Below are 23,500 nucleotides of genomic sequence, written 5' to 3' on the forward strand. Positions count from 1 at the left end.
GCCAACGGAGCTGATAGACATGAGCCTGATCCAAGATAAATTCGCTTCAGTATTCTCCAACTACGACGTCACCACTCAGCCACGTCCCGACGGCGGCATCCTGTTGACCCTGCGCAACAGCGAAGGCAAGCAGGTCAAGCGCTCGATCTCTTACCAGCAATTGCACACCGCCGACCAACTGACGTGGGTGATCAGCGCGATTCGCCGCGACCTGGCCGAACAAGCCAGCGATCTGCCGCAGATTTCCATGCTGCAAAGCCAGAACCGCTTTGCCTTGCCGACCTATCACTCAGCCTGAGTGACAGGTACAAAAAGGCCGCGACGCCCCCAGGTGTCGCGGCCTTTTTTTTCGGTTCAGCACAGCCCTTGGCGTGCCGCTGCATTCAGCGCCTGTACGCGGTTGTTGACGTCCAGCTTGCCGTAGATATTGCGCAGGTGGAACTTGACCGTGGCTTGAGAGGTGCTGCGAATCTGGCTGATCTCCCAGACGGTCTTGCCCTCCGAAGCCCATCGCAGGATGACCCGCTCCGTGGGCGTCAAGGGCTTGCCGGACAAGTTCAGACGTCTTCTCACAGCGGTGGGCACGGAATACGGCAACGATTCCTCGGGGACGCTCATGGGGTGCTCTCCTTTTTATTAGCTGATGCTCCATCACCCTTCGGATTGCTCCTATTGACAGGCGATATAAACATTGAGGCCGGAGAGCGTTACATAACGAATAGTATTAGTGCGTAGGGTCAACAATAAACATCCGAACCCTACAACTAAATAAGGCACTTCCCACAGAAACTTCCACCTTGCCAGGGTTGAACATTCAAGGATTAGTGCTTAGTCATCCAAACCGGGAAACCGTCGGGCAATGTCATCGCCGCTGAACTCGGGGACCCGGACGGTCGTTGCATTGAACAAACGCAGTGCCACTACGTGCGGGTTCTCCCCCATGTCAAACCAATGTGGCAATCCGGCCGGGACGACCAGCAGGTCGTTTTTCTCACAACGCACGGCGTACACGTAGTCGCCAATGTGCAGGCTAAACAAGCCTTGGCCGGCGAGGAAAAAACACGCGGCGTCTTCACTGTAACGATGCTCATCGAGGAACTGCGCACGCAGCTGCGCCTTTTGCGGATGATCGCCGCTGACACTGAACACTTGTGCGCCGGCGTAACCCGAAGCGTCGATCTGCGCCTGGTACGCCGCGATCATTTGCGCGTCGCTGGCGCCCTTTTCGATAGGGCTCGGCTGCCAACGCTCGAAACGTACGCCATGCTCGGCCAACGTCGCCGCGATGTCATCGAGGTGGGTCAGGACTTTGTTCGGGGTATCCGGCGAAGCAACGTGGTAGACGGCGACATAACTCATTGCACGGTTCCTTTGTTGGGCTCTTGCAATCGAAGGCCAATGATAATGGCGGCGGCCAGCGCCGCGATGCTGGCAATACTAAAGGTCAGGGTCGGCCCCAACAGGTTCCAGCTGTAGCCGGAGTACAACGCGCCCAGCGCGCCGCCGGTGCCAGCCAGTGCGGCGTACAGCGCCTGGCCCTGGCCTTGTTGTTTGGCGCCGAAGCTGCGTTGCACAAAGGCAATCGCCGCCGCATGAAAGCTGCCGAAGGTGGCGGCATGCATCACCTGCGCCAGCAACAGCACCCAGAAAAATTCGGCAAACGTGCCCAGGAGCAACCAGCGCAGCGCCGCCAACAAAAAGCTCGCCAGCAGCACCCGACGGATGGAAAAGCGCATGAGGATGCGGCTCATGCCCAGGAACATCAGCACCTCAGCCACTACGCCCAACGCCCACAGCAGGCCGATCACACCACGGGCGTAGCCCAAATGTTCAAGGTGCAGCGTAAGAAAGGTGTAGTACGGGCCATGGCTCATTTGCATCAGCGCCACGCAGGCATAAAACGCCAGCACGCCGGGGCTGCGCAATTGCTTGAGAAAACCATCGCCAGCCAAGCGGTTGCCGTGGCTGGCGGGTTGCGCGTTCGGCACCCACAGGCTGGCGCCGATGATGCCGACCATGATCACCACGACCACCACCGGGTAAATGTCCAGGCTCAGCCAGTCGAACAGGCGCCCCATGATGACCACGGTGAGGATAAAGCCGATGGAACCCCACAGGCGGATCTGGCTGTAGCGCGCGGTCTGTTGTTGCAGGTGGGCCAGGGTGATCACTTCAAACTGCGGCAGCACCGCATGCCAGAAGAAGGCGTGCAGAGCCATAACCAGGGCCAGCCAGGCGTAGGTCTTGCTGACGAAGATCAGCGAAAAACTGATAAGGGTGCACACCGCGCCGAACCGCACGATGGCCAGGCGCCGCCCGGTGTAGTCGCCGAGCCAGCCCCACAGGTTGGGCGCCACGCAGCGCATCAACATGGGGATGGCCACCAGCTCGCCGATGCGCGCGCTGGTGAATCCCAGGTGGTCGAAGTACAGGGCCAGGAATGGCGCGGTCGCCCCCAGCAGGGCGAAATAGAACAGGTAGAAGCTGGAGAGGCGCCAGTAGGGGAGCGTCATGTCTGTTGGGGTTGGGGCTGCTTCGCAGCCCACAGAGAGCAAGCTCCCTCGCCGCAACAGGCTGTCACAGTTGGCCCAGCACCGGGGTGTCGACGCGGACGTCGGCGTTTTGCCCACGATTGCGCAGCAGGTGGTCCATCAGCACGATGGCCATCATGGCTTCGGCAATCGGCGTGGCACGGATGCCGACGCACGGGTCATGACGCCCCTTGGTGATCACGTCCACCGGGTTGCCGTGCACGTCAATGGAACGGCCCGGCGTGGTGATGCTCGACGTGGCCTTCAGCGCCAGGTGCGCCACGATCGGCTGGCCGGACGAAATGCCACCGAGGATGCCGCCGGCATTGTTGCTGAGGAAACCTTGCGGGGTCAGCTCGTCACGGTGCTCGGTGCCGCGCTGGGACACGCAGGCAAAGCCGGCGCCGATTTCCACGCCTTTCACGGCGTTGATGCTCATCAGCGCATGGGCCAGTTCGGCGTCGAGGCGGTCGAAGATCGGCTCGCCCAGGCCCGGTTTCACGCCCTCGGCAACCACGGTGATCTTGGCGCCGACCGAATCCTGGTCGCGGCGCAACTGGTCCATGTAGGCTTCCAGTTCCGGCACCTTGTCCGGGTCGGGGCTGAAGAAGGCGTTGTCTTCGACGCTGTCCCAGGTCTTGAACGGGATCTCGATCGGGCCCAGCTGGCTCATGTAGCCACGGATCACGATGCCCTGGGTGGCCAGGTATTTCTTGGCGATCGCACCCGCGGCCACGCGCATCGCGGTTTCGCGCGCCGAGCTGCGGCCGCCGCCACGGTAGTCGCGTTCGCCGTATTTGTGGTGGTAGGTGTAGTCGGCGTGGGCCGGGCGGAACAGGTCCTTGATCGCCGAGTAGTCCTTGGACTTCTGGTCGGTGTTGCGGATCAACAGGCCGATGGCGCACCCGGTGGTACGGCCTTCGAACACGCCGGAGAGGATCTCGACTTCGTCCGGCTCCTGGCGCTGGGTGGTGTGGCGGCTGGTGCCGGGCTTGCGGCGGTCGAGGTCACGCTGCAGGTCTTCCAGGGACAGCTCGAGGCCGGGCGGGCAGCCGTCGACAATGGCGACCAACGCCGGGCCATGGCTTTCGCCCGCGGTGGTGACAGTGAACAGCTTGCCGAAGGTATTGCCGGACATGCAGGGCGCTCCGTGAAATCAGTTGTAATCACTCAGGGGTGATAACCAAGCGCGCCAGTATACGCGGGCCAACCGACTAGTTCATCCTCGAAACCTTCCGGGTAGACATTGGTCGAACCGGCACCTCCTACGATGATGGCGCGATGATGCTTCGAGTTTTACTGCTGACCCTCACCCTGTTTACCGCCGTGGCCCACGCCGCCTCCCCCGTGGTGCTGCAACGGCCGATCAGCCTGGACACCGGCAGCGGCGAGCTGTTTGGTTCATTGCTGCTGCCCCAATCCGACAAACCGGTGCCAGTGGTGCTGATCATCGCCGGTTCCGGCCCCACCGACCGCAATGGCAACAGCGCCGACGGCGCCCGCAACGACAGCCTCAAGCGCCTGGCCTGGGTACTGGCGCGGCATAACATCGCCAGCGTGCGCTACGACAAGCGCGGCGTCGCCGCCAGCCTGGCCGCCACCCCCGACGAACGCAACCTGACCCTCGACGCCTACGTGGCCGACGCCGTGGCCTGGGGCAAGCTGCTCAAGGCCGACCCGCGCATGGGTCCGCTGGTCGTGCTGGGGCATAGCGAAGGTGCATTGGTCGCGGCCCTCGCCGCGCCGCAGCTGGAACCGGCGGGAGTGATTTCGTTGTCCGGCAGTGCAAGGCCAGTCGATCAGGTGATCCGCCAACAGTTGGCCGATCACCTGCCCCCTGCCCTGCTGCTGCGCAGCAATCAAATCCTCGACCACCTCAAGGCCGGCCAGGTGGATGCGGACGTACCGGACCCGTTGCAAGGTATTTTCCGACCGAGTGTGCAACCGTATCTGATCAGCCTGTTCCGCGCCGACCCATCGGCCGCCTTTGCCAGACTGGATATGCCGGCGCTGATCATCCAGGGCACCAACGACATCCAGGTAGGCGTGGCCGATGCCCGGCAACTGAAGCAGGCCAAGCCCGACGCGCAGCTCGTGCTGATTGAGGGCATGAACCACGTGATGCGCATCGTGCCCAACGACGTGAAGCAGCAATTGGCCTCCTACAACAACCCGCAATTACCCCTCGCCGCCGAGCTGGGCAACCGCGTGGTGCGCTTTATCGCCGGACTTCAGCCCCGTTAAGCGACAATTTGCCTCCAGTCCTGCAGAACGCGGCCGATAAGCGGGTGTCGACCGCAAAAAGACTGTCGACTAGCAGGGCTTGGACAGGATCGCGCCGCATGACAACCACAGAAGCAACACCGGAACCCACCGCCGACACCAAGGCTGAAAACACCGAGGCCGTCGACGCGGCGCCCCTGCCGTGGGCGGATGTTCAGGCCGAGCATTTCAAGATGCTGCGCCTCGCGCCCCTGGCCACCGACCGTGCCACCGGCGTGCGGCCGCTGCGTTTCGTGCAGTTTGGCTATGCCGAGCGCAATGACGCGCACCACAGCCTGTTGCGCATGGTCATCCAGTTGCCGGGGCAACGGGTGCGCCGCGAGCAGAATCACCTGGATGTGTGGGTTGATCACGATAAACACCGCGTGCACTTCGGCCCGGGCAACAGCCTCGAAATCGAACCGCCCAACCGCGGCCTGGGGCGCTTCCTGGTGGCCCAAGGGGCGGCGTGGGCGAAGAAACGATGGGCCAGCTACCGCATCGACGGCGTTGACCTGTCCAACAAGGACGCGCTGAACGAAGCCACGCGCCTGCGTCGCGACCACTTCCTGCGGGTCCACGGTTTTGATGTGGCCTACGCCGATGTGCAGCACCTCAAGGGCAACGTGCAGCCGGGCAAGGTCGGCGATGTGCTGGAGAGCTGGAACACCGAGAAGGTGCAGTTCGTCGAGATCCTTGAAGCGGCGCAGATGCTGCAACAGGCCGAGCAGAACCTGGCGGAGCAGGAAATCAAGCTGCGCAAGGAAGAGGAAAAGGTCACCAAGTTCAAGCGCGAAGACAGCGGGCTGCGCTTTACCATTACCTGCCTGGTGGCGTTTACCGTGTTCCAGGCGGGGCTGCTGATCTGGATTGCCACGCACCGCTGACAGCGGGGTGAAATGCAATCAACCTGTGGAAACGGGCTTGTGTGGGAGCGGGCTTGCTCGCGAAAGCCGTAGATCAGCCAATACATCCGATAACTGGTCCACCGCATTCGCGAGCAAGCCCGCTCCCACACTGACCCTGTTCCTACAGGGATAGACGGGTCAGACCCTGGCGGCAAACACCGCCTGATGCTGGCGGCACTGCTCCGCCGTCAACATGAACACCCCGTGCCCACCGCGCTGGAAGTCCAGCCAGGCAAAGTCGACTTCCGGGTACAACGCCTCGACATGCACCTGGCTATTACCCACTTCAACGATCAACAGGCCCTTCTCGGTCAGATGATCCGCCGCTTCGGCCAGCATGCGCCGCACCAGGTTCAAACCATCGTCACCGCAGGCCAGGCCCAACTCAGGCTCGTGCTGGTATTCGTCGGGCATGTCGGCGAAGTCTTCAGCGTCCACATACGGCGGGTTCGACACGATCAGATCAAAGCGCTGGCCCGGCAGGCCGTCGAAACCGTCACCCTGCACGGTGTAGACGCGCTCATCGACGCCATGGCGCTCGATATTCTGGTTGGCCACTTCCAGCGCTTCGAAGGACAGGTCAGCCAGTACCACTTCGGCGTCCTGGAACTCGTAAGCACAGGCGATACCGATGCAACCGGACCCCGTGCACAGGTCGAGAATGCGTGCCGGCGCCTGGGCCAGCCAGGGTTCGAAACGGTTTTCGATCAGCTCGCCAATGGGTGAGCGCGGGATCAGCACGCGCTCATCGACGATAAACGACATGCCGCAGAACCACGCCTCCTTCAACAGGTAGGCGGTAGGAACACGCTCGTGGATACGGCGATGCAGCAAGCGCTGCACATGGGAGACTTCCTCTTCTTCGAGATTGCAGTCCAGGTAGCTGTCGGCAATTTCCCACGGCAAATTCAAGGCACCAAGCACCAATTGGCGGGCTTCGTCCCAGGCATTGTCGGTGCCATGGCCAAAAAACAGGTCTTCCCCATGGAAACGGCTGACAGCCCAACGGATGTGGTCGCGCAAGGTGCGCAGGCGGGAAGTGATCACGGGGGCAGACTCCTGGAAAAAACGACTGGCGATTCTAGCAGCCTTCGCCTGTACCGACGATGTACGAAACGCCGCCGCCATCCGTCGGATTTCATCCAAATTGCCATCATTGCGTTAAACAAGCCCACCTCTTGACATCGCTGCACGTCAACAACGGCGTACCTTACGATGGTAGCGATTCACAGAACCGCTCAGCCAGTGGACAATGTCGCAAAAGCCCCCCTCACAGGAGCCCCAGAATGTCCGTTCCAAAGACGATGTTTCAACTCAGCGGTCGCGGTTACGCAGCAGCCAATCTCAACCATGCGACCCTCGTGATCATCGACGCCCAGAAGGAATACCTCAGCGGCCCGCTCGCCCTCTCGGGCATGGACGCCGCGGTCGACAACATCAAGCAACTGGTTGCAGCGGCGCGCCACGCCGGGCGCCCGATTGTGCATGTGCGTCACCTGGGCACCGTCGGCGGCCTGTTCGACCCTCAGGGCGAGCGCGGCGAGTTCATTCCTGGCCTTGAGCCAGTGGGCAACGAAACCATCATCGGCAAGCTGCTACCCAGCGCCTTCCACGGCACCGGCCTGGAAAAACACCTGCAAGACCTGGGGTCCCTGGACTTGATCGTGGCCGGTTTCATGAGCCACTCCAGCGTCAGCACCACCGTGCGCGCCGCCAAGAACCTGGGCTTTCGCTGCACCCTGGTGGAAGATGCCTGCGCCACCCGCGACCTGCCCTACAAAGGTGGCATCCTGAGCGCCGAACACGTGCAGCAAACCGAAATGGCCATCATGGCCGACAACTTCGCCACCCTCGCGTTGACCAAAGATCTGATCTGATCTGATCGTCCTGCCGGTGAGCGGCGTGTTTATGGCCCCGCTCATCCGCAAAGCCTTCTCATTTGGCGCATTTAGCCCTCCCCCCGGAACAACCTGTGTATTGTCCGGTCGAAGGGCCGATACCCTGGAGGAAAGGTCGGAATGAAGATATCCGATGGTTTTGATGCTCGTCGCTTGCGCCCCAAGGGCCCGAGCAACTGGCGTCTGCGCCTGGTGGCGGGCTTTGCTGCGCTGCTGGCGATCGTAGGTCTGTTGTTGGCCGGTGCTGGTGGCGCCGGTTTATTTGGCCACTCACCGGCTCTTGGCGAACTGAATGCCAGCCCCGGCGGCTCGGCGATTCTGCTGGGGACCGGGCTGCTGGTACTGTGGTTGGGAGTGTGGTTGTGGCGACGCAGCCGTCGGAAAATGCGTCAACCGTTGTCGCTGAACATCTCCGCACACCTGATGAAAAAGCACGACTGATGGCGCTTGGATAGCGTTTCCTGCGCCCTGGCCGCCGCGATTTAGGTAAACTGCCCGCCCTTCGCGGAGGCTGACATGCAAGACGACGATTTTTCCCTGTTCAAAAACGAGCTGCGCGGCGTCAAGCCGATCAAGCACGACCGTGCCGACACCGGCAAACCCAAGGCCGACCGCGCGCAGATCGCCAAGCTGCGCCAGGCCGCGACCGTGCGCACCGATGCCACCACCGTGGATGGCCTGTCGGACCAGTTCGTGATCGATGTCGGCCCCGAAGACGAACTGATGTGGGCCCGCGACGGCGTGCAGGAAAGCCAGATGCGCAAGCTCAAGGTCGGGCAGATCCCCTTCGAAGGCAGCCTCGACCTGCACGGCATGACCGTGGAGAAAGCCCGCGAAACCCTCTGGGCCTTCCTCGCCGAAGCGACCAAATTCGAAATCCGCTGCGTGCGCGTCACCCACGGCAAGGCCGTGCGGCTCGATGGCAAGCGCCCGATGATCAAAAGCCACGTCAACACCTGGCTGCGCCAGCATGCCCAAGTGCTCGGCTTCACCTCATGCCAGGCCCGCCACGGTGGGGCCGGTGCGGTGTATGTGATGCTCAAGCGCACCATGATGGAAGGGCGTGACGAGTAACAGGTGCCATCGTCAGGCTTGCAGCGTTGTGTCCGCCACCGTAACCTTGCGCTTTGCAAAAATCCCACAGGTAGTTTCATGTCCCTGGAACAGAATTACACCGCGATCCTCGGCCAACTCGGCGAGGACGTTTCCCGCGAGGGCCTGCTCGACACGCCAAAGCGTGCCGCCAAGGCGATGCAGTACCTCTGCCGCGGTTATGAGCAGACCCTGGAAGAAGTCACCAACGGTGCCTTGTTCAGCTCTGACAACAGCGAAATGGTGCTGGTCAAGGACATCGAGTTGTACTCGTTGTGCGAACACCACCTGCTGCCGTTCATCGGCAAGGCCCACGTCGCGTATATCCCGAGCGGCAAAGTGCTGGGCCTGTCGAAGGTCGCGCGGATTGTCGACATGTACGCGCGCCGCCTGCAGATCCAGGAGAACCTCAGCCGCCAGATCGCCGATGCGGTGATGCAAGTCACCGGCGCCTTGGGCGTGGCCGTGGTGATCGAGGCCAAGCACATGTGCATGATGATGCGCGGTGTGGAGAAACAGAATTCGTCGATGATCACTTCGGTGATGCTGGGTGAGTTCCGCGAAAACGCGGCGACCCGCAGCGAATTCCTCAGCCTGATCAAGTAAACGGCTGGGTAGGAAAAAACCGGCGTTCATCGTCGGTTTTTTTTCGCCTGCAGAAATCAGGTAAGCTGCGGCCCCTTCTTCATGGGCAATGAGGTTTCAGCCATGTTCGTCAAAGCACTTCGTGTGGGCCTCGGCCACATCATCATCGCGGGCGACTTTCTAACGCGCCCAAGCAAAAAGCAGCGTTCGGCCGAGCAACAGGCTCAGGTCAACGCAGCGGCCAAGGAGTTGACGCTGTATCAGTTCCACGCCTGCCCGTTCTGCGTGAAGACCCGCCGCACCCTGCACCGCCTGAATGTGCCGGTGGCGTTGAAGGACGCGAAAAACAACGAACAGGACCGCCAGACCCTGCTGGAGCAAGGCGGCAAGATCAAGGTGCCGTGCCTGCGCATTGAAGAACATGGCCAGGTCACGTGGATGTATGACTCCAAGGTGATCATTGATTACCTGGACAAGCGCTTCGCCGCTATCTAACAGGCTGGCACAGATCAAAATGTGGGAGCGGGCTCATGTGGGAGCGGGCTTGCTCGCGAATACGGTGTATCAGCCATAGATGTATCAACTGATCCACCGCCTTCGCGAGCAAGCCCGCTCCCACACAAGCCCGCTCCCACATTTAGTTCGGTGTTATCAGATCAAGATCAAGCAGCGCCGAGCCCAGGCACTTGCCATGGGCATCCAACGCCAGCGAGCGGGTTACACCGCCGCGCAAGATCCCCGGCAACACAAAGTTCAGCGCCTGCACATTCGGCAACTCATAACGCCGCACCGGCGCCGCACCCGGCGGCAGCAACCCTGCAAAGAACTGCGCCACGCGCTCAGCCGTCAGCTGCTCACAGAGCAGCGGATAATCCTCGGCCCGATACGCAATGATCGAAATGTTCGACGTGTCGCCCTTATCCCCGGTGCGGGAATGGGCCAGTCTCTGCAACTTCATGCTTCAATCCTCGGGTTGACTGCGTCACGGGGCAGCAGCAGCGACGCCACCGCCACCACTTGCCGCACACTTTTGCTCGCGCCACCGCCGCCGGACGGGCCGTTGGTGTAGAGGGTTTCCACTTCATTACCGACCCGCACCGCTTCGCTGCGCGCCTCACAGCGGGCGGCCACGCGCAGGCGCACCTCCCAAGGCTCGACGCTGCTGCGCGGGCCGTGCAGCGAGTCCATGCCGATCAGCTCGGCGCGTACGTCCTGCATCTTTACGCCCATCAACTCCAGGCGCTTGAGGACGACAGCCCGAGCCAACTCTGCACGTGCGACCGCGCCAGGGCCGCCGTAGGACATCTGCCCTTCGCCAATCCAACCGTCCAGATAGCCGACGCTGACTTTCAATTGCTCGGGACGCGCGCGGCCACCGGCGCCCTGGGCACGCACGCGGTCAACGCCCTCCTCGACAAACCCCACCCGGGAAAAATCCGCGGTCACATCCGGCGTCAGGTATGCCGCCGGGTCATGCACTTCATAGATCAATTGTTCGGTGCAGGTGGCGCGGCTGACCCGCCCACCGGAGCCGCCAACCTTGGTGATCACTGCTTCACCGTCCGCATCGATCTCGGCCAACGGGAAACCCAGGCGCGCCAGGTCGTCCACATCCTTGAAGCCCGGATCGGCAAAATACCCGCCGCTGACTTGCCCGGCACACTCCAGCAAATGCCCGACCAGGGTGCCGCGCCCCAGGCGTTGCCAATCGTCCGCGGCCCAGCCGAATTCGAACATCTGCGGCGCCAGGAACAGCGACGGGTCGGCCACACGCCCGGTGATCACCACATCGGCCTCGGCACGCAGCGCATCCAGGATGCCTTCGACGCCCAGGTAGGCATTCGCGGAGATCAGCCGATCGCCCAAGGCACCAACCGTCTGGCCGTTATCCAGCAAAGAACCGGGCTGCAACACGTCCAACACGTCGTCGCCAACCACGGCGACCACCTTGAGTTCCAGGCCCAGCTCGCGGGCAATACGCCGCACTTCAAGCGCCGCGGACACGGGATTGGCAGCGCCCATATTGGTGATCACCCGCAGGCGACGCCCGCTCTTGTCGCCGACAAACGGCAACACGCGACGCATGCGCTCACTCAACAGCGGGTCATAACCGCCTTCGGGGTCGCTGATCCGCGCTTGTTGCGCCAGGGCGATGGTGCGTTCGGCCAGGCACTCGAATACCAGGTAATCCAGGTCGCCCTGCTCGGCCAACTCGACGGCAGGTTCGATACGGTCGCCGGAATAGCCGGCGCCGGAACCGATGCGCAAGGTTTTCATCTCAAATCACTCCCAGGAGCAGCGCAGTCAGGGTCATCAACACCGACGCGGCAAACAGAAACGGAATGGTGAAGCGCTGGTGATCGGCCAATTCGATCTTGCACAGGCCCACCAACAGGAAGGTCGCGGGGGTCAGCGGGCTGACCGGGAAGCCGGTGGTATGCACACCAAGCAATGAGGCCTGGGCCACTTGCAGCGGGTCGACGCCCAGGGCCTTGCCCACTTCGGCGATCACCGGCATCACGCCGAAATAGTAGGAATCGGGGTCAAACAGCATGCTCAACGGCATGGAGATGAAACCGACCACGGCCGGGATCAACTTGCCGTGGCCCGCCGGAATCTGCGCCACCGCCACTTCGGCAATCGCCTTGAGCATGCCGGTGCCTTGCATGATGCCGGTGAACACCCCGGCGGCGAGCAGGATGCTGGCCATGGTCAGCGCGGTCTTGGCATGCGCATCGATACGGGCGCGCTGGGCGTCCACGTTCGGGTAGTTGATGCACAGCGCCACCACGGTGCCGAGCATGAACATCACCACCGGATCGACCCAGCCGGCGATCATCACCACCATCACCAGCACGGTGAGCATCAGGTTGACCCAGAACAGACGCGGGCGGCGCAGCTTGATGTCATCCTCGCTGAGTACCCGTTGCGGCATGGCATCGACGCGGGTGCCGGCGCCCAGGCCCAGGCGTTTTTCTTCCCGGCGGCCGAGCCACCAGGCACAGGCGAACACAAAGATCAGGCCGACGATCTGTACCGGGATCAGCGGCTGGAACAGGTCCGCGACGGGCACATGCAAAGCAGCGGACGAGCGCAGCACAGGGCCGGTCCAGGGCAGGAAGTTGACCCCGGCAGCCATCGCGCAAACACAGGCGAGAATACGTTTATCGATGCCCAGCCGCGTATACAGCGGCAGCATCGCCGGCACCGTCACCAGGAAGGTCACCGCGCCGGAACCGTCCAGATGCACCAATAAAGCGAGGGTCGCGGTGCCGACGACAATCCGTGTAGGACGTGTGCCGACGGTGCGCAGGATGCGGTCGATGATCGGGTCAAGCATGCCGGCGTCGGTCATGATCCCGAAAAACAGGATCGCAAACACAAACATGCCCACCACGGGGGCGACGTTCTTGATACCGGTAATGATGAAGGCACTGGTTTGCAGGCCGAACCCACCGAGCAGTGCGGCAATGATCGGCAAGGCGATCAGGGCCACCAGTGGCGAGAGGCGTTTGCTCATGACGGCAGCGAGCAGGCACAGGATGGTAATGACACCCAGGGTAGCGAGCATGGGTTACTCCAGAGCGGCCTTGTTGGCCGGTTATTGTTTTCCCTGGAGTATTGGAAGCAGGTTAGTCTTTGTAAATTGGAATATTCAGCCGAGCACATTCGGAAAAACAAAATGAAGAACAGTATCCAACATATTCAAGCGTTCCTCGCGGTGGCCCGCACCGGCAGCTTTACCAAGGCGGCCAACGAGCTGCACCTGTCACCGTCGGCGCTGACCGTGCAGGTGCAACAGCTGGAAGACTGGCTCGGCGTCGCCCTGCTCGACCGCAGCCCGCGTCACGTGAGCATCACGGCCGCCGGCGAGGAAGCGCGCGGACCGATGGAAAAGCTGCTGCTGGACCTGGATAACATCGTCACCGGCTCCCGCGACCTTGCCGCCCTGCGCCGAGGCGTCGTCACCATCGCCGCCCTGCCCTCCGTCTGCGCTGGCGCCCTGCCGCCAGTGCTGCGCCTGTTTCGCGAGCGGTTTGCCGGGATCGAAGTGCGCCTGCATGACCTGGTGGCCCATCGCATTCATGCCCAGGTGCGCTCCGGCGAGGTGGATTTCGGCATCGGCGTGCGCGCGCGACTCAGCCACGGCCTAGCGTTCGTCCCCGTCCTGAATGATCGTTTGTGTGCCTTTGTGCCGCTGGATCATCCCCTCACCCGCCATCGCCAGCTGACCCTGGAGCAACTGGCGGACCAACCGATCATCCTCACCGGCCGCGACAGCAGCGTGCGTGAGCAGGTAGACGCGTTGTTCGATGAAACGCGCCTGACGATGAACGCGGGAATGGAGGCCAACTACATGTCGACGGTGTTGGCGCTGGTGCGCCAGGGGTTGGGGATCAGCGTGCTGCCGGAGTCGGCGGCGGACAGCCTGGAGGGGTTGAAGCGGATCAACATCGATCATCCTGGGGTGAATCGGGAGATCGGCTTGATCAGTCGTAGCGGGATCGGTTTGAGCCCTGCGGCACGGCGCTGTTTCGATATGCTCAATGAAGCATTACCTGACACACCGCAGAGCTAAATGTGGGAGCGGGCTTGCTCGCGAATGCGGTGTATCAGTGACAGATATAGTGCCTGACACTCCGCTTTCGCGAGCAAGCCCGCTCCCACATTTTTACCTCATTGTCAGTCCAGCATCGTCACATGTCTTGGATGGCTGGCCACTCGCGCCAGCCACGCCTGCACCGCCGGATACGGCGTCAGATCAAACCCACCCTCATGCGCCACATGCGTGTAGGCATACAACGCAATATCGGCAATCGAATACTGCTCACCCACCAGGTACGGCGTGGCTTGCAACTGCCGCTCCATAACCTTCAACGCTTTGTGGCCGCGCTTGTGGCAGGTCTTGTATTCCTCCAGGCGATCCTCCGGCATGTTCAGGTAGAACTGGATAAACCGCGCCACCGCGATGTACGGCTCATGGCTGTACTGCTCGAAAAACTGCCACTGCAACACCTGGGTGCGCAAACGCGGTTCCGTCGGCAGGAATTCGCTGCCGTCGGCGAGGAAGTTGAGGATCGCGTTGGATTCCCACAGGCAGGTGCCGTCTTCCAGTTCCAGTACCGGGATCTTGCCGTTGGGGTTCTTGGCCAGGAACTCAGCGGTCTGGGTATCGCCGTTGAGGATGTCCACATCGATCCATTGGTACGGGAGGCCCAACAGGTTGAGCATCAATTTGATCTTGTAGCAGTTGCCCGATTTGTAATCGCCATAAACCTTGTACATGGGGCTCCCCTTATGCCGCTTGCGCGTGCTGTGCTTGACGGACCACCGCGGCCAGGCGCTTGAGGCCTTCATCCAGGCGGGCCGGGTCGATATGGCTGAAATTGAGGCGCAATGAACCCAGGTGTTGGTCGGGCTCGGAGAAGAACGGTTCACCGGGCATGAACGCGACGTCCTGATCCAACGCTTGCGCCAACAAGGTGCGGGTGTCGAGCGGCTGTTTCAAGGTCAGCCAGAAGAATAATCCGCCCTGGGGCACTTGCCAGTCGGCGAGGTCGGCGAAATGGCGCTCCAGCGCAGCCTGGAAAGCGTCGCGGCGCTCGCGGTAGAAGCTGCGCAGTTGCTCCAGATGCTGCTGGTATTTTGGCGTGCCGATCCACTGCATCGCCTGCCATTGGCCGACGCGGTTGGTGTGCAGGTCGGCCGACTGCTTGAGCTTGAGCAGGTGCGGGAACAGGTCCGGGCTGGCGATCAGGTAACCGACACGCAGGCCCGGCAACAGGGTCTTGGACACGGTGCCGGTGTAGATCCAACTGGCTTTTTTCAGGCGCCCGACGATGGGTTTGGCGCTGCCGCCGTCGAAGCTCAGTTCGCGGTACGGCTCGTCTTCGATCAGGGTCACGCCGAACTCATCGAGCAACGCGGCGACCGCTTCGCGCTTGGCTTCGCTGTAGCGTACGGCCGACGGGTTCTGGAAGGTCGGGATCAGGTAGATGAACGCCGGACGATGGCGTTCGAGGTTGGCGCGCAGGGTGCTCAAGTCGGGGCCGTCGGCTTCCAACGGGACGCTGAGGCAGTCGGCGCCGAACAGCTGGAAGATCTGCAACGCGGCCAGGTAGGTCGGGCCCTCCAACAGGATCGGTGTGCCTTTGTCGATGTACAACTTGGCCGCCAGGTCCAGGGTTTGCTGCGAGCCGCTGACCACCAGCACCTGGCTGGCCTGGCACGGCACGCCCAAGGCCCGTGCTTGGGCGGCGAGCATTTCACGCAGCTGCGGTTCGCCTTCGCTCATGCCGTATTGGCCGATGTTCGACGGCATGTCATCCCAGTTCAGCGCCGGCAGCATGGCTTCGGCCGGCAGGCCACCGGCGAACGACATCACTTGTGGGCGCTGGGCTGCCGCGAGGATTTCACGGATCAAGGAGCTTTTGAGGCGCGTAACACGTTCAGAGAAGGCCATGGGGTCACCGGTAGCGAAGACTGTGGGAAATACGTCAAACTGGTTGACCGAAATTACGACAGCGCCCACGGATACGTCAACATGCTTGACCTTAAAAACCCCACCGCCCAGCAGGAAGCCATGCAAGCGTTCTTCTTCGGTTACCAGGCGTTTACCGCCAAGGCCGACGAAATGCTCGAACGCCGGGGCCTGAGCCGGGTGCACCAACGCATTGTGTTTTTTATCGCGCGTTACCCGACCTTGAGCGTGAAAGAACTGCTGGAACTGCTCGGCGTGAGCAAACAGGCGCTGAACATGCCGCTGCGCCAATTGCAGGAAATGCACCTGGTGCACAGCGTTGCCTCCGCGACCGACAAGCGCAAACGCTTGCTGGAATTGAGCGAGGAAGGCCTGCGTTTCGAGCAGTCGTTGCGCCGCGAACAGGTGAAGCTGCTGCAACGCGCGTTCAGTGAAGCCGGTGAAGAAGCGGTGGCCGGATGGTTGGCCGTAAACCAGGCATTGAGTGCGGCGAACTAGCCCAGCGCAAAGCTATTCGAAAACATTATTTGCTTTCTTTGTATACAAAAGCATAATTCGCCTCGTGCGAGTTCCTGACCTATCGGTCAACAAAACCCGCCTGTACCTCAAAGCGCTGTTGCCCACATCTGTGACCGGCGCTGGAAATAACAATAAAACTCTTGAGGAGTACTCGCTGTGGATAGCCGCAAATCCGAAGCCCCTACGCTGGACGTCGCCCCGCCCACCAACAGCTGGCTAGAACGCCTGTTCAAACTCAGCTTGCATGGCACCACAGTGAGGACCGAGTTGATCGCCGGTCTCACCACCTTCATCACCATGGCCTACATCATCTTCGTCAACCCCAACATCATGGCCGACGCCGGTATCGACCATGGCGCGGCATTTGTCGCCACCTGCATCGCCGCCGCGCTCGGTTGCCTGTTGATGGGCCTGTACGCGAACTGGCCGGTAGGCCTGGCGCCGGGCATGGGCTTGAATGCGTTTTTCACCTACACCGTGGTCGGCACCATGGGCTACACCTGGGAAACCGCGCTGGGTGCGGTGTTTATCTCGGGCGTGCTGTTCATGGGCCTGACGCTGTCGCGGGTGCGTGAGTGGCTGCTCAACAGCATCCCTGTGAGCCTGCGCCACGCCATGGGTGCCGGTGTCGGGCTGTTCCTCGGGGTGATCGGCCTGAAAACCGCCGGGATCATCGTCGACAGCCCGGCCACGCTGATCAAGCTCGGCTCGCTGCATGAACCGGCACCGCTACTGGCGGCCGTGTGTTTCCTGCTGATCGCGATCCTCAGCTACCACCGCGTGTTCGGTGCAATCCTGATCAGCATCATCGCCGTGACCCTGGCCGGTTGGGGCCTGGGCCTGGTGCATTACAACGGCATGATCTCCACCCCACCGAGCCTGGCGCCGACCTGGATGGCCATGGACGTAAAAGGTGTATTCAATGTCAGCATGATTAGCGTTGTATTTGCCTTTCTTTTTGTACACATGTTCGACACTGCAGGTACACTGATGGGCGTCGCGCAACGCGCCGGACTGGTCAATGCCGATGGCAAGATCCATAACCTGTCCCGTGCGCTGAAAGCCGACAGTGCGTCCAGCGTGTTTGGCGCCATGGTCGGTGTGCCGCCGGTGACCAGCTACGTGGAAAGTGCCGCCGGTGTTGCCGCGGGAGGCCGAACCGGGCTGACCGCCGTGACTGTGGGCATCCTGTTTGTGGCAGCGATGTTTTTCGCGCCACTGGCCGGCATGATTCCCGCGTACGCCACCGCCGGTGCGCTGATCTACGTGGCGATGCTGATGATGGCGAGCATGGCCCATATCAATTGGGACGAAGCCACCGACAGCATTCCGGCGATTGTCACGGCGATCATGATGCCGCTGACCTTCTCGGTGGCCGACGGCATCGCCCTGGGCTTTATCACGTACGTGGCGCTCAAGGCGGGCACCGGCAAGTACCGCGAGATTTCCGTCAGCCTGTGGGTGCTGTGCGCGATCTTTATTGCCAAATTCATATTTCTATAAAAGGAACACATGATGAACCTGGAAACCTGGCTACTGTTCAGCGGCGCGGCATTGGTGGTGATCCTGATCCCGGGGCCGCTGTCACTGTTGATGATCAGCAACAGTCTGAACTACGGCCTGCGCCGTTCGTATCCAGCGTTTCTCGGTGGGGTGTTTGCCTCGATCTGCCTGCTCAGCGCCTCGGCCCTGGGGCTGGGCGCGCTGTTGCTGGCCTCCGAGCAACTGTTCAGCGCCCTGAAGATCGTCGGCGCGGCGTACCTGTTCTACCTCGCCTGGCAGAGCTGGCAGCAGTCGCGGCAACCGGCCCAGGGTGCCGAAGTACCGCAACTGGCCGCCGTACCGCGCTTTCGCACACTGTTCGGGCGTGCCTTTGTGCTGGGCGCCAGCAACCCAAAGGACATCCTGTTCTTCGCCGCGTTCCTGCCGCAATTTCTCAGCAGCCAGCAGCCGTTCCTGCCACAGCTGCTGATCATGATTGCCACCTGGACCCTGCTCGACCTGCTCTGCAAGCTGGCCTACGGTCTCGGCGCACACGGAGCGGCCCGGTATCTGCGCAGCGGCAGCGGCCAGGGCTGGTTCAACCGGGTCAGTGCCGCTTTTTTTGGTAGCGCGGGCGTTGCTGCCTTGCTCCGGGCATAACGTTGCCGAACCGGACGAAATACACCGAAGGGTCACGCCTGGGCGTCCATTGCACACCGGCAATGATCTTCACCAGGCGCCCTTCTCTCATCGCCGCAGCGATCGGCGCATGGGCAGCAGCGATGGGTGTGGTGAAAAATCGTTGCCGGAACCATTCATCGGTCATTTGAATACCCACGCGGGCCTTTAGATCCAGCGAGCTGCCACTCGACCAGCGCGTCATGACGAAATACACCGTGTCGGATTGTGGGTGCGTGCAGTAGAAATCCGATGCCAGCAAGGCGCCGGGACGTTTTTCCACCCTGTGCAAACTGAACCCCATCTGCTCAAGGTGCCCTCGAACCTGGCCCTGGGCCAAGTGACGTCGCTCGCTCAGATTGTGCTGCGTCGCGACTTGCAATGAAGCCTCGGGGGCCTGTGGCAAATGGAAGTCCAGGCGATCAAACCCTGGGGTCAGGCCTTCGTCGCCAATGAAGATACTGGTTCTGGTCGAGCTCTCGATGGGTCGCAACAGCCTCAACAAATCGTCCGTCTGCCCAACGGCCGACGGGGCCAGCCATTTGTCGAGTGTCGCCCTGAGATCGAACCACTGGGTGGCGGTCAGCGTGCCGCGGCTGGAGTCCGACAGATGCAGCAGACGCTCCAGCAGAAAATGCCGACTGCCACGGGTCATCAAGGGAAAGGCCCGGTTCAACGACGCCGACACCGGTTCCGTAAACAACCCTTGATGCAACGTCCACACGCCATTGGCCCCCAGGGTCGCCGGGATCGGTTGGTGTGCAATGCCGGGCCCGGTCCAGTAGTACACGTCGATCGAGGCCGGGTGGACCACGGCATGGTTGGGCGTGATGAACACCAGGCGCTGCGACACCCCCTCCTGCGCCTCGGGCAATAGCCGGTAATAACGAGTTCCCAGCCTCAACACGCTGAAGGCCTGGTCGGGCGTCGCGCTGGACACGGTAAAGATATTTCTTGGCGGGGTTGCTTCAACCAACGTCATTTCCGTCACGAACCCCCACGCCTGCCAACCGCCAGGCGCCTCTGGCGATTGACGTATCACTTGTTCCAGCAACGCTTGCGCGGGTCGGGCCCATTCAGTGGCAGCCGAAGACGAAGCCCAAGGTCGCCACGGGGCTGCACTGGGGCCTGGCTGCGGCTGCGGCGCATCGGCGCCCAGCAGCCACTCTCGCGGCTCATCGATGTACAGGATCAATTCATCCTGGCCGTCAGCTTGCTGGTTTCTGAAACGCAGCACCTGCTCATCCTTGCGCCGGTAGACCGGGTAGCGCTCGCTATCGATAACCACAAACTGCTCACCGTCCGTGATGTAGCTGCCTCTGTTCCCCGAGCCTTGCAACCGCAGCGCATCACTGGGCAAGCCATCTTTCCTGTAACGCTCCAACAGCTTCAGCGGCCTGGGCATTGATCGCTTCAGGCCCGTCAGTGCCGGGCGCTGCGAAAAGCGCACCATGACATTGCGCATCGTCGCCCGTGCGGTCGCGGAGCCGGCGCTGGACAGCCCCTTGGGGCCAGGCACCAATGCCGTCAGCACATCGACAAAGGCGATCAACGTCAAAAAGGCCACGTCCACCGCCACCTTGGGATCGCCACTGTGGTGATAGTGCCGTGCGGCCAGCAGCAGCTCGTACACACTGATCCCTACGCCAATCAACGGAATAAACGACAGTACACCGCGCACCAACGCCGAGCGCTGCTCACCCAGGCGCCGCTCGCGATACTCCGCCAAGGCCTGGGCGGAGCGGGCACTGGCCTGGCTACGATGCTGGATTTCAAACAACCGCGCATGTACCAGCAGCGCCACCGCATGACTGTGGTCAGTGACGGCGATGTCCAGCCAACGTGGCGCAACCGCCTGGATCTGCTCGCGAATCTGCGCCTCGATCTCCTCCGGCAACACGGACGCCACGCGATGCTGCACCTTGAACGAACGCACAAATCGGGCAACGGCCTCGCCTATCGTCAAGATAAAAAAGCCCTTCATGCGCAATCGCCTAAAGGTGCCCCGCGCCGATTCGGTTGACGGCGGCGCCCCGGGATAACTGGCCAGCGCCTCGTGCGCCCAGCCAGGTGCAACCTGGCGCGCCAGCACCTTGATCGGCGCGGGCAAAGCACAGTCGCGGTTGAGGCTGTCCCTCATGGCATCCCAGTCCGGGTATTCGCTGATCACTGGAAACCCCTGCGCCGCCGGCCAATACACCACGCAGCGTTGCGATACCCGATCAAACAACACCAGCATCCCGGCAATGTGCCGGTCATGCTCAAGGGTGTAGCCCACCAACCGGACGAAACACAGTTGCACGCGATGACCGTTGCGCGTCAGGTCGTCGGGGACGCGGGCGGCGATGGCGGTATTGAACAGACTGCGCCCCTGGGGGCTCAGGCCTTGCTGCTCGGCCGAAAACAGCTGCCATCGTGCGTGCTGCCGAACGACCCGGTAGCTGAGTGCAGGGCAAAGGCCAGGGTTGTCCGACTCCGGGTAAAACACCTGGCGGATGCGTGCTTCGTAATGCCCGCCGATGTCCAGGGCGGACAGGGTCTTGATCAGGTAGCGCACGCTCAGGCGGTCTTTCCAGGCGGGGTCCAGATAGCGGGCACGGTTCAGCCGCCACTCGGTCCATGGCGCCTGGGGGTCAAGGTTATGCAGGGCCAATTGCAGCAGGCTGTAGGTGCTGCGTTGCACGCTCACGACCTTTTTCACGTGCCGGTCACCCACCGCGCACTGGCTCGACAAGCCACAAAAATGCGCGCTGACATCGTCGGGAATATCGAACAATGGGCGGTCGACATCCAGTTGCGGATAGAAGCCATCCAGGGTCAGCTGTGCGATCAGTCGCTCGCGGGCAAAATCTTCCAACTCTGGCAGCAGGCTCCAGAGTTTTTCCTCAAACGCCACGGCGCTGGTCAGGTAGTGGTTTTGCAAATGCCGGTAGCGCTGGCGCAGGGTTGCGGTGGCGGTGCCGAGCCATGCCGGCAGTTTTTTCGCCTGTGTCGCGGCAACGCGCAACAACTGTACATTGGCCAATGCCAGCATTCGGGCGTCGTCCACCGGCACCTGCACATGTTCGCGCAGCTCATCGGCCAGCAACAGCCGAGCCAGGGCGGGGTCGCTGACCTCGCTGTACAGCCGCACCTTGTCATCGAGTTGCGCGGCGAGCCGGGCATACAGTTTGACCAGCCCATTGAAGCCTTCATGCAGGACATTGCCCGTGACCGGCGCGTAGGTCACTTCCACCCTCGCTGCGCGCAGGGCACGCTGATCCCGCGCAACGCTGCGCCACAACGGCGATCGGTCAGGGCTTTGCAGGCTGGCCTGCAGGCTGTGGCTCAAGTCAGCCAGGCAATTGAACGCCGACATCCCACCGTGCGCGCCGCCCACCACCAGCAATACCGGCTGTTGCCGCGAGGGGTGGCTGTGCCCCTTGCGCGTGGTCACCACAAACACATCGTGCAACGGCACGCCGCGGTCTGCTTCGCGTCCCACTCGGATACGCAACACACACGCGTCACTGTCGGTGCGTTGGCCGGCCAGGGGAGTCTCCAGCACATCGACGAGGCACTGCTGATGCGCCGCACTGATCAGTTGTGCACGTCGCAGCAACTCGGCTTCGGCAAGCAGCGCCTGGCGCCGGGCCTCAAGCATCAGGGTCGCCCGCTTGCGGGTGCCGTCCGGGCGCTCCAGCCAGAATGCGGGGTCGAAAGCACGCTCGGGCGCAACCTCGGCCCACTGCCGCACGCGTTCGCGCTGCACCTGCCAGCGCGCTTGCAGGGCCACAAATGCCAGATAGGGTTCAGTGTCTTTTGCCAGGTCCTGGCTATCGAGCAACGCGAACAGGCCTTTTTCATGACGGCGCACCCGGTGTTCGCGAGCGGCCAGTGAAAGCCCCGGGCTAAAGCGCCCCAACATGACCTGCGCCGCCTGCCGCTGCCCGTCCCATTTCAACAAGGCCGCCATTGACGGCACCAGGCGCGGCTCGCCCACCAAGTGCTTGCGGGCCTTTTCGATCTGGACAAGAAAGCGACGGGGCTGGGGCGGTGCTTGCCCCGATGTGGCGACCGCGCGGTGATTGATCGTCAGGGCGCATGCCAGCTCGTTGTGCCACTGCCCGTCCAGCAGCGCCAATGCACTGTGGGCCAACGCGTCGTCATGCACGATCGGGCCCTGTTCAAGGACGGCGTCGCGCCGCCGCAGCGCCAGGCACTGCCACAACAGGGTGAACAAGCGCCCCTGCAGCAACGCCCCCACTCCTTGCTGCATCTGCGTCCAGGACTGATATTCATAAAACCCACGCGCCAGGCCGGGCAGATAGGCGACGTGCAGCGATCCCCGTGAAACATACAGCGCCCCCGGAACCGCCAGCGCCGCCTGGTTGGTCCCCGGCCAGAACAACTGACGTACCTGCATCCCCGTCCATTCGCCACCGGCAAGCCGCCGCGCCTGGGGGGTGGGCGCGTCCGCCAATTGCCGGACCATGGCAAACGCCGGTTCCGACAACTCATACAACTGACACGCGATAAACGCCTGGTCGGCAAACTGCGCCGCATACAACTGCACCCAACGCTCGCGCCGCGTAAGCCAGGAACCATAGGCCAGGCGACTCCAGTACGCCGCCACGCCCTGGTGGAACCGTTCCAGCAAACCCAACGCCTTGACCTTCTCCAGTACCTGGAAGGGGGTATAGGGCAGTTTTCTCGCGCTGTCGTCCTTGACGCTCAACTGGGTGAATTGGTTGATATTGGCCGGTATGAATGGATCGACCAGCAAGGCCAATGCACGCTCGGTGAGGCTATTGACCTGGCCCGGCTCGGTAAACAAGAGGTGATCGGGGTTCAGGGCGAAGGCATCCTGCAATGCCATCCGCACCATCCGTGAAATACGCGGCGCACGCGCGATCAAGCGCTTGAGCCCTTTGCCCGTTGCGGCGCAGCGCGCCTGGGCAGCGTGCAACTGATTGATCAGCCTGCCGGGCTCGCCAACGGCATTGATCCGCCGGGTCAGCAGCGTCTGAACATATTCTTCAGGTTGAGCGTCGATAAGGTTGCTCATGACTGGCTCCTGTCCAC

23 protein-coding genes are annotated in these 23,500 nt (G+C 62.1%); 12 read left to right on the plus strand and 11 right to left on the minus strand.

Annotated features, from left to right (window positions below; genetic code table 11):
• Positions 1–19 precede the first annotated feature (19 nt).
• Positions 20–298, plus strand: coding sequence for a DUF3509 domain-containing protein (locus AC3ISR_RS19320; RefSeq protein WP_010208870.1), 279 nt, complete (start codon positions 20–22; stop codon positions 296–298).
• A gap of 56 nt (positions 299–354) precedes the next feature.
• Here the strand turns inward: AC3ISR_RS19320 and AC3ISR_RS19325 are convergent, their stop codons facing one another.
• The 4 genes from AC3ISR_RS19325 to aroC all read right to left on the minus strand — a co-directional run bounded on the left by AC3ISR_RS19325 (position 355) and on the right by aroC (position 3,669).
• Positions 355–618, minus strand: a complete 264-nt coding sequence (locus AC3ISR_RS19325; RefSeq protein ID WP_192296921.1) for a response regulator transcription factor — start codon at positions 616–618, stop codon at positions 355–357.
• Positions 619–828: 210 nt separating this feature from the next.
• Positions 829–1,359: a 1,2-dihydroxy-3-keto-5-methylthiopentene dioxygenase gene (locus AC3ISR_RS19330; protein ID WP_192296922.1), complete on the minus strand. Its 531-nt coding sequence runs from the start codon at positions 1,357–1,359 to the stop codon at positions 829–831.
• A complete protein-coding gene (locus AC3ISR_RS19335; protein WP_192296923.1) occupies positions 1,356–2,513 on the minus strand; it encodes an MFS transporter in 1,158 nt (385 codons plus the stop codon). The genes AC3ISR_RS19330 and AC3ISR_RS19335 overlap by 4 nt, the downstream gene beginning before the upstream one ends.
• Before the next feature lie 64 nt (positions 2,514–2,577).
• Positions 2,578–3,669, minus strand: a complete 1,092-nt coding sequence (gene aroC, locus AC3ISR_RS19340) for a chorismate synthase (RefSeq protein WP_192296924.1) — start codon at positions 3,667–3,669, stop codon at positions 2,578–2,580.
• Positions 3,670–3,812: 143 nt separating this feature from the next.
• Here aroC and AC3ISR_RS19345 point away from each other — a divergent pair, with 143 nt between their 5' ends.
• Both AC3ISR_RS19345 and AC3ISR_RS19350 read left to right on the plus strand, forming a co-directional pair.
• Positions 3,813–4,775, plus strand: a complete 963-nt coding sequence (locus AC3ISR_RS19345; RefSeq protein WP_305391279.1) for an alpha/beta hydrolase — start codon at positions 3,813–3,815, stop codon at positions 4,773–4,775.
• 98 nt (positions 4,776–4,873) lie between these two features.
• On the plus strand, positions 4,874–5,680 hold the full coding sequence (locus AC3ISR_RS19350; protein WP_192296926.1) for a hypothetical protein: 807 nt from the start codon (positions 4,874–4,876) through the stop codon (positions 5,678–5,680).
• A gap of 159 nt (positions 5,681–5,839) precedes the next feature.
• Here the strand turns inward: AC3ISR_RS19350 and prmB are convergent, their stop codons facing one another.
• Positions 5,840–6,748 (minus strand): 50S ribosomal protein L3 N(5)-glutamine methyltransferase, encoded by a 909-nt coding sequence (gene prmB, locus AC3ISR_RS19355; RefSeq protein ID WP_192296927.1) that lies wholly within the window; start codon positions 6,746–6,748, stop codon positions 5,840–5,842.
• A gap of 239 nt (positions 6,749–6,987) precedes the next feature.
• Here prmB and AC3ISR_RS19360 point away from each other — a divergent pair, with 239 nt between their 5' ends.
• From AC3ISR_RS19360 to AC3ISR_RS19380, 5 genes are all read left to right on the plus strand, one after another.
• Positions 6,988–7,578, plus strand: a complete 591-nt coding sequence (locus AC3ISR_RS19360; protein WP_463984525.1) for a cysteine hydrolase family protein — start codon at positions 6,988–6,990, stop codon at positions 7,576–7,578.
• A gap of 141 nt (positions 7,579–7,719) precedes the next feature.
• Complete coding sequence (locus tag AC3ISR_RS19365; RefSeq protein WP_192296929.1) at positions 7,720–8,040, plus strand: hypothetical protein; 321 nt, start codon at positions 7,720–7,722, stop codon at positions 8,038–8,040.
• Positions 8,041–8,115: 75 nt separating this feature from the next.
• Positions 8,116–8,673, plus strand: a complete 558-nt coding sequence (locus AC3ISR_RS19370; RefSeq protein ID WP_032888029.1) for a Smr/MutS family protein — start codon at positions 8,116–8,118, stop codon at positions 8,671–8,673.
• Positions 8,674–8,751: 78 nt separating this feature from the next.
• Positions 8,752–9,297 (plus strand): GTP cyclohydrolase I FolE, encoded by a 546-nt coding sequence (gene folE, locus AC3ISR_RS19375; protein ID WP_003442011.1) that lies wholly within the window; start codon positions 8,752–8,754, stop codon positions 9,295–9,297.
• 102 nt (positions 9,298–9,399) lie between these two features.
• Positions 9,400–9,771, plus strand: coding sequence for a glutathione S-transferase N-terminal domain-containing protein (locus AC3ISR_RS19380; RefSeq protein ID WP_192296930.1), 372 nt, complete (start codon positions 9,400–9,402; stop codon positions 9,769–9,771).
• 142 nt (positions 9,772–9,913) lie between these two features.
• Here the strand turns inward: AC3ISR_RS19380 and AC3ISR_RS19385 are convergent, their stop codons facing one another.
• The 3 genes from AC3ISR_RS19385 to AC3ISR_RS19395 are packed head-to-tail and all read right to left on the minus strand — an operon-like array spanning position 9,914 to position 12,847.
• Positions 9,914–10,234 (minus strand): AtuA-related protein, encoded by a 321-nt coding sequence (locus AC3ISR_RS19385; protein WP_192296931.1) that lies wholly within the window; start codon positions 10,232–10,234, stop codon positions 9,914–9,916.
• Positions 10,231–11,553: an acyclic terpene utilization AtuA family protein gene (locus AC3ISR_RS19390; protein ID WP_463984527.1), complete on the minus strand. Its 1,323-nt coding sequence runs from the start codon at positions 11,551–11,553 to the stop codon at positions 10,231–10,233. The genes AC3ISR_RS19385 and AC3ISR_RS19390 overlap by 4 nt, the downstream gene beginning before the upstream one ends.
• Position 11,554: 1 nt before the next feature.
• Complete coding sequence (locus tag AC3ISR_RS19395; protein ID WP_192296933.1) at positions 11,555–12,847, minus strand: CitMHS family transporter; 1,293 nt, start codon at positions 12,845–12,847, stop codon at positions 11,555–11,557.
• Positions 12,848–12,958: 111 nt separating this feature from the next.
• Between AC3ISR_RS19395 and AC3ISR_RS19400 the strand changes: the two genes are divergently transcribed.
• Complete coding sequence (locus tag AC3ISR_RS19400) at positions 12,959–13,855, plus strand: LysR family transcriptional regulator (RefSeq protein WP_489324413.1); 897 nt, start codon at positions 12,959–12,961, stop codon at positions 13,853–13,855.
• 104 nt (positions 13,856–13,959) lie between these two features.
• On the opposite strand, the gene AC3ISR_RS19405 is transcribed toward AC3ISR_RS19400, so the two are convergent.
• Together AC3ISR_RS19405 and AC3ISR_RS19410 are read right to left on the minus strand one after the other, a co-directional pair.
• Positions 13,960–14,562, minus strand: a complete 603-nt coding sequence (locus tag AC3ISR_RS19405; protein WP_192296935.1) for a glutathione S-transferase family protein — start codon at positions 14,560–14,562, stop codon at positions 13,960–13,962.
• A 10-nt stretch (positions 14,563–14,572) separates the two neighbouring features.
• Positions 14,573–15,739: an aminotransferase-like domain-containing protein gene (locus AC3ISR_RS19410; RefSeq protein WP_463984528.1), complete on the minus strand. Its 1,167-nt coding sequence runs from the start codon at positions 15,737–15,739 to the stop codon at positions 14,573–14,575.
• Positions 15,740–15,820: 81 nt separating this feature from the next.
• On the opposite strand from AC3ISR_RS19410, the gene AC3ISR_RS19415 reads away from it, so the two are divergent.
• The 3 genes from AC3ISR_RS19415 to AC3ISR_RS19425 all read left to right on the plus strand — a co-directional run bounded on the left by AC3ISR_RS19415 (position 15,821) and on the right by AC3ISR_RS19425 (position 18,418).
• Complete coding sequence (locus AC3ISR_RS19415; RefSeq protein WP_192296937.1) at positions 15,821–16,255, plus strand: MarR family winged helix-turn-helix transcriptional regulator; 435 nt, start codon at positions 15,821–15,823, stop codon at positions 16,253–16,255.
• Between the two features lie 177 nt (positions 16,256–16,432).
• Complete coding sequence (locus AC3ISR_RS19420; RefSeq protein WP_463984529.1) at positions 16,433–17,779, plus strand: NCS2 family permease; 1,347 nt, start codon at positions 16,433–16,435, stop codon at positions 17,777–17,779.
• A 12-nt stretch (positions 17,780–17,791) separates the two neighbouring features.
• A complete protein-coding gene (locus AC3ISR_RS19425) occupies positions 17,792–18,418 on the plus strand; it encodes a LysE family translocator (RefSeq protein WP_124529494.1) in 627 nt (208 codons plus the stop codon).
• Here the strand turns inward: AC3ISR_RS19425 and AC3ISR_RS19430 are convergent.
• A complete protein-coding gene (locus AC3ISR_RS19430; RefSeq protein WP_463984530.1) occupies positions 18,366–23,483 on the minus strand; it encodes a dermonecrotic toxin domain-containing protein in 5,118 nt (1,705 codons plus the stop codon). The two genes, AC3ISR_RS19425 and AC3ISR_RS19430, sit on opposite strands and share 53 nt — an antisense overlap.
• Positions 23,484–23,500 lie beyond the last annotated feature (17 nt).

The sequence above is a fragment of the Pseudomonas sp. GL_117 genome (assembly GCF_057835125.1).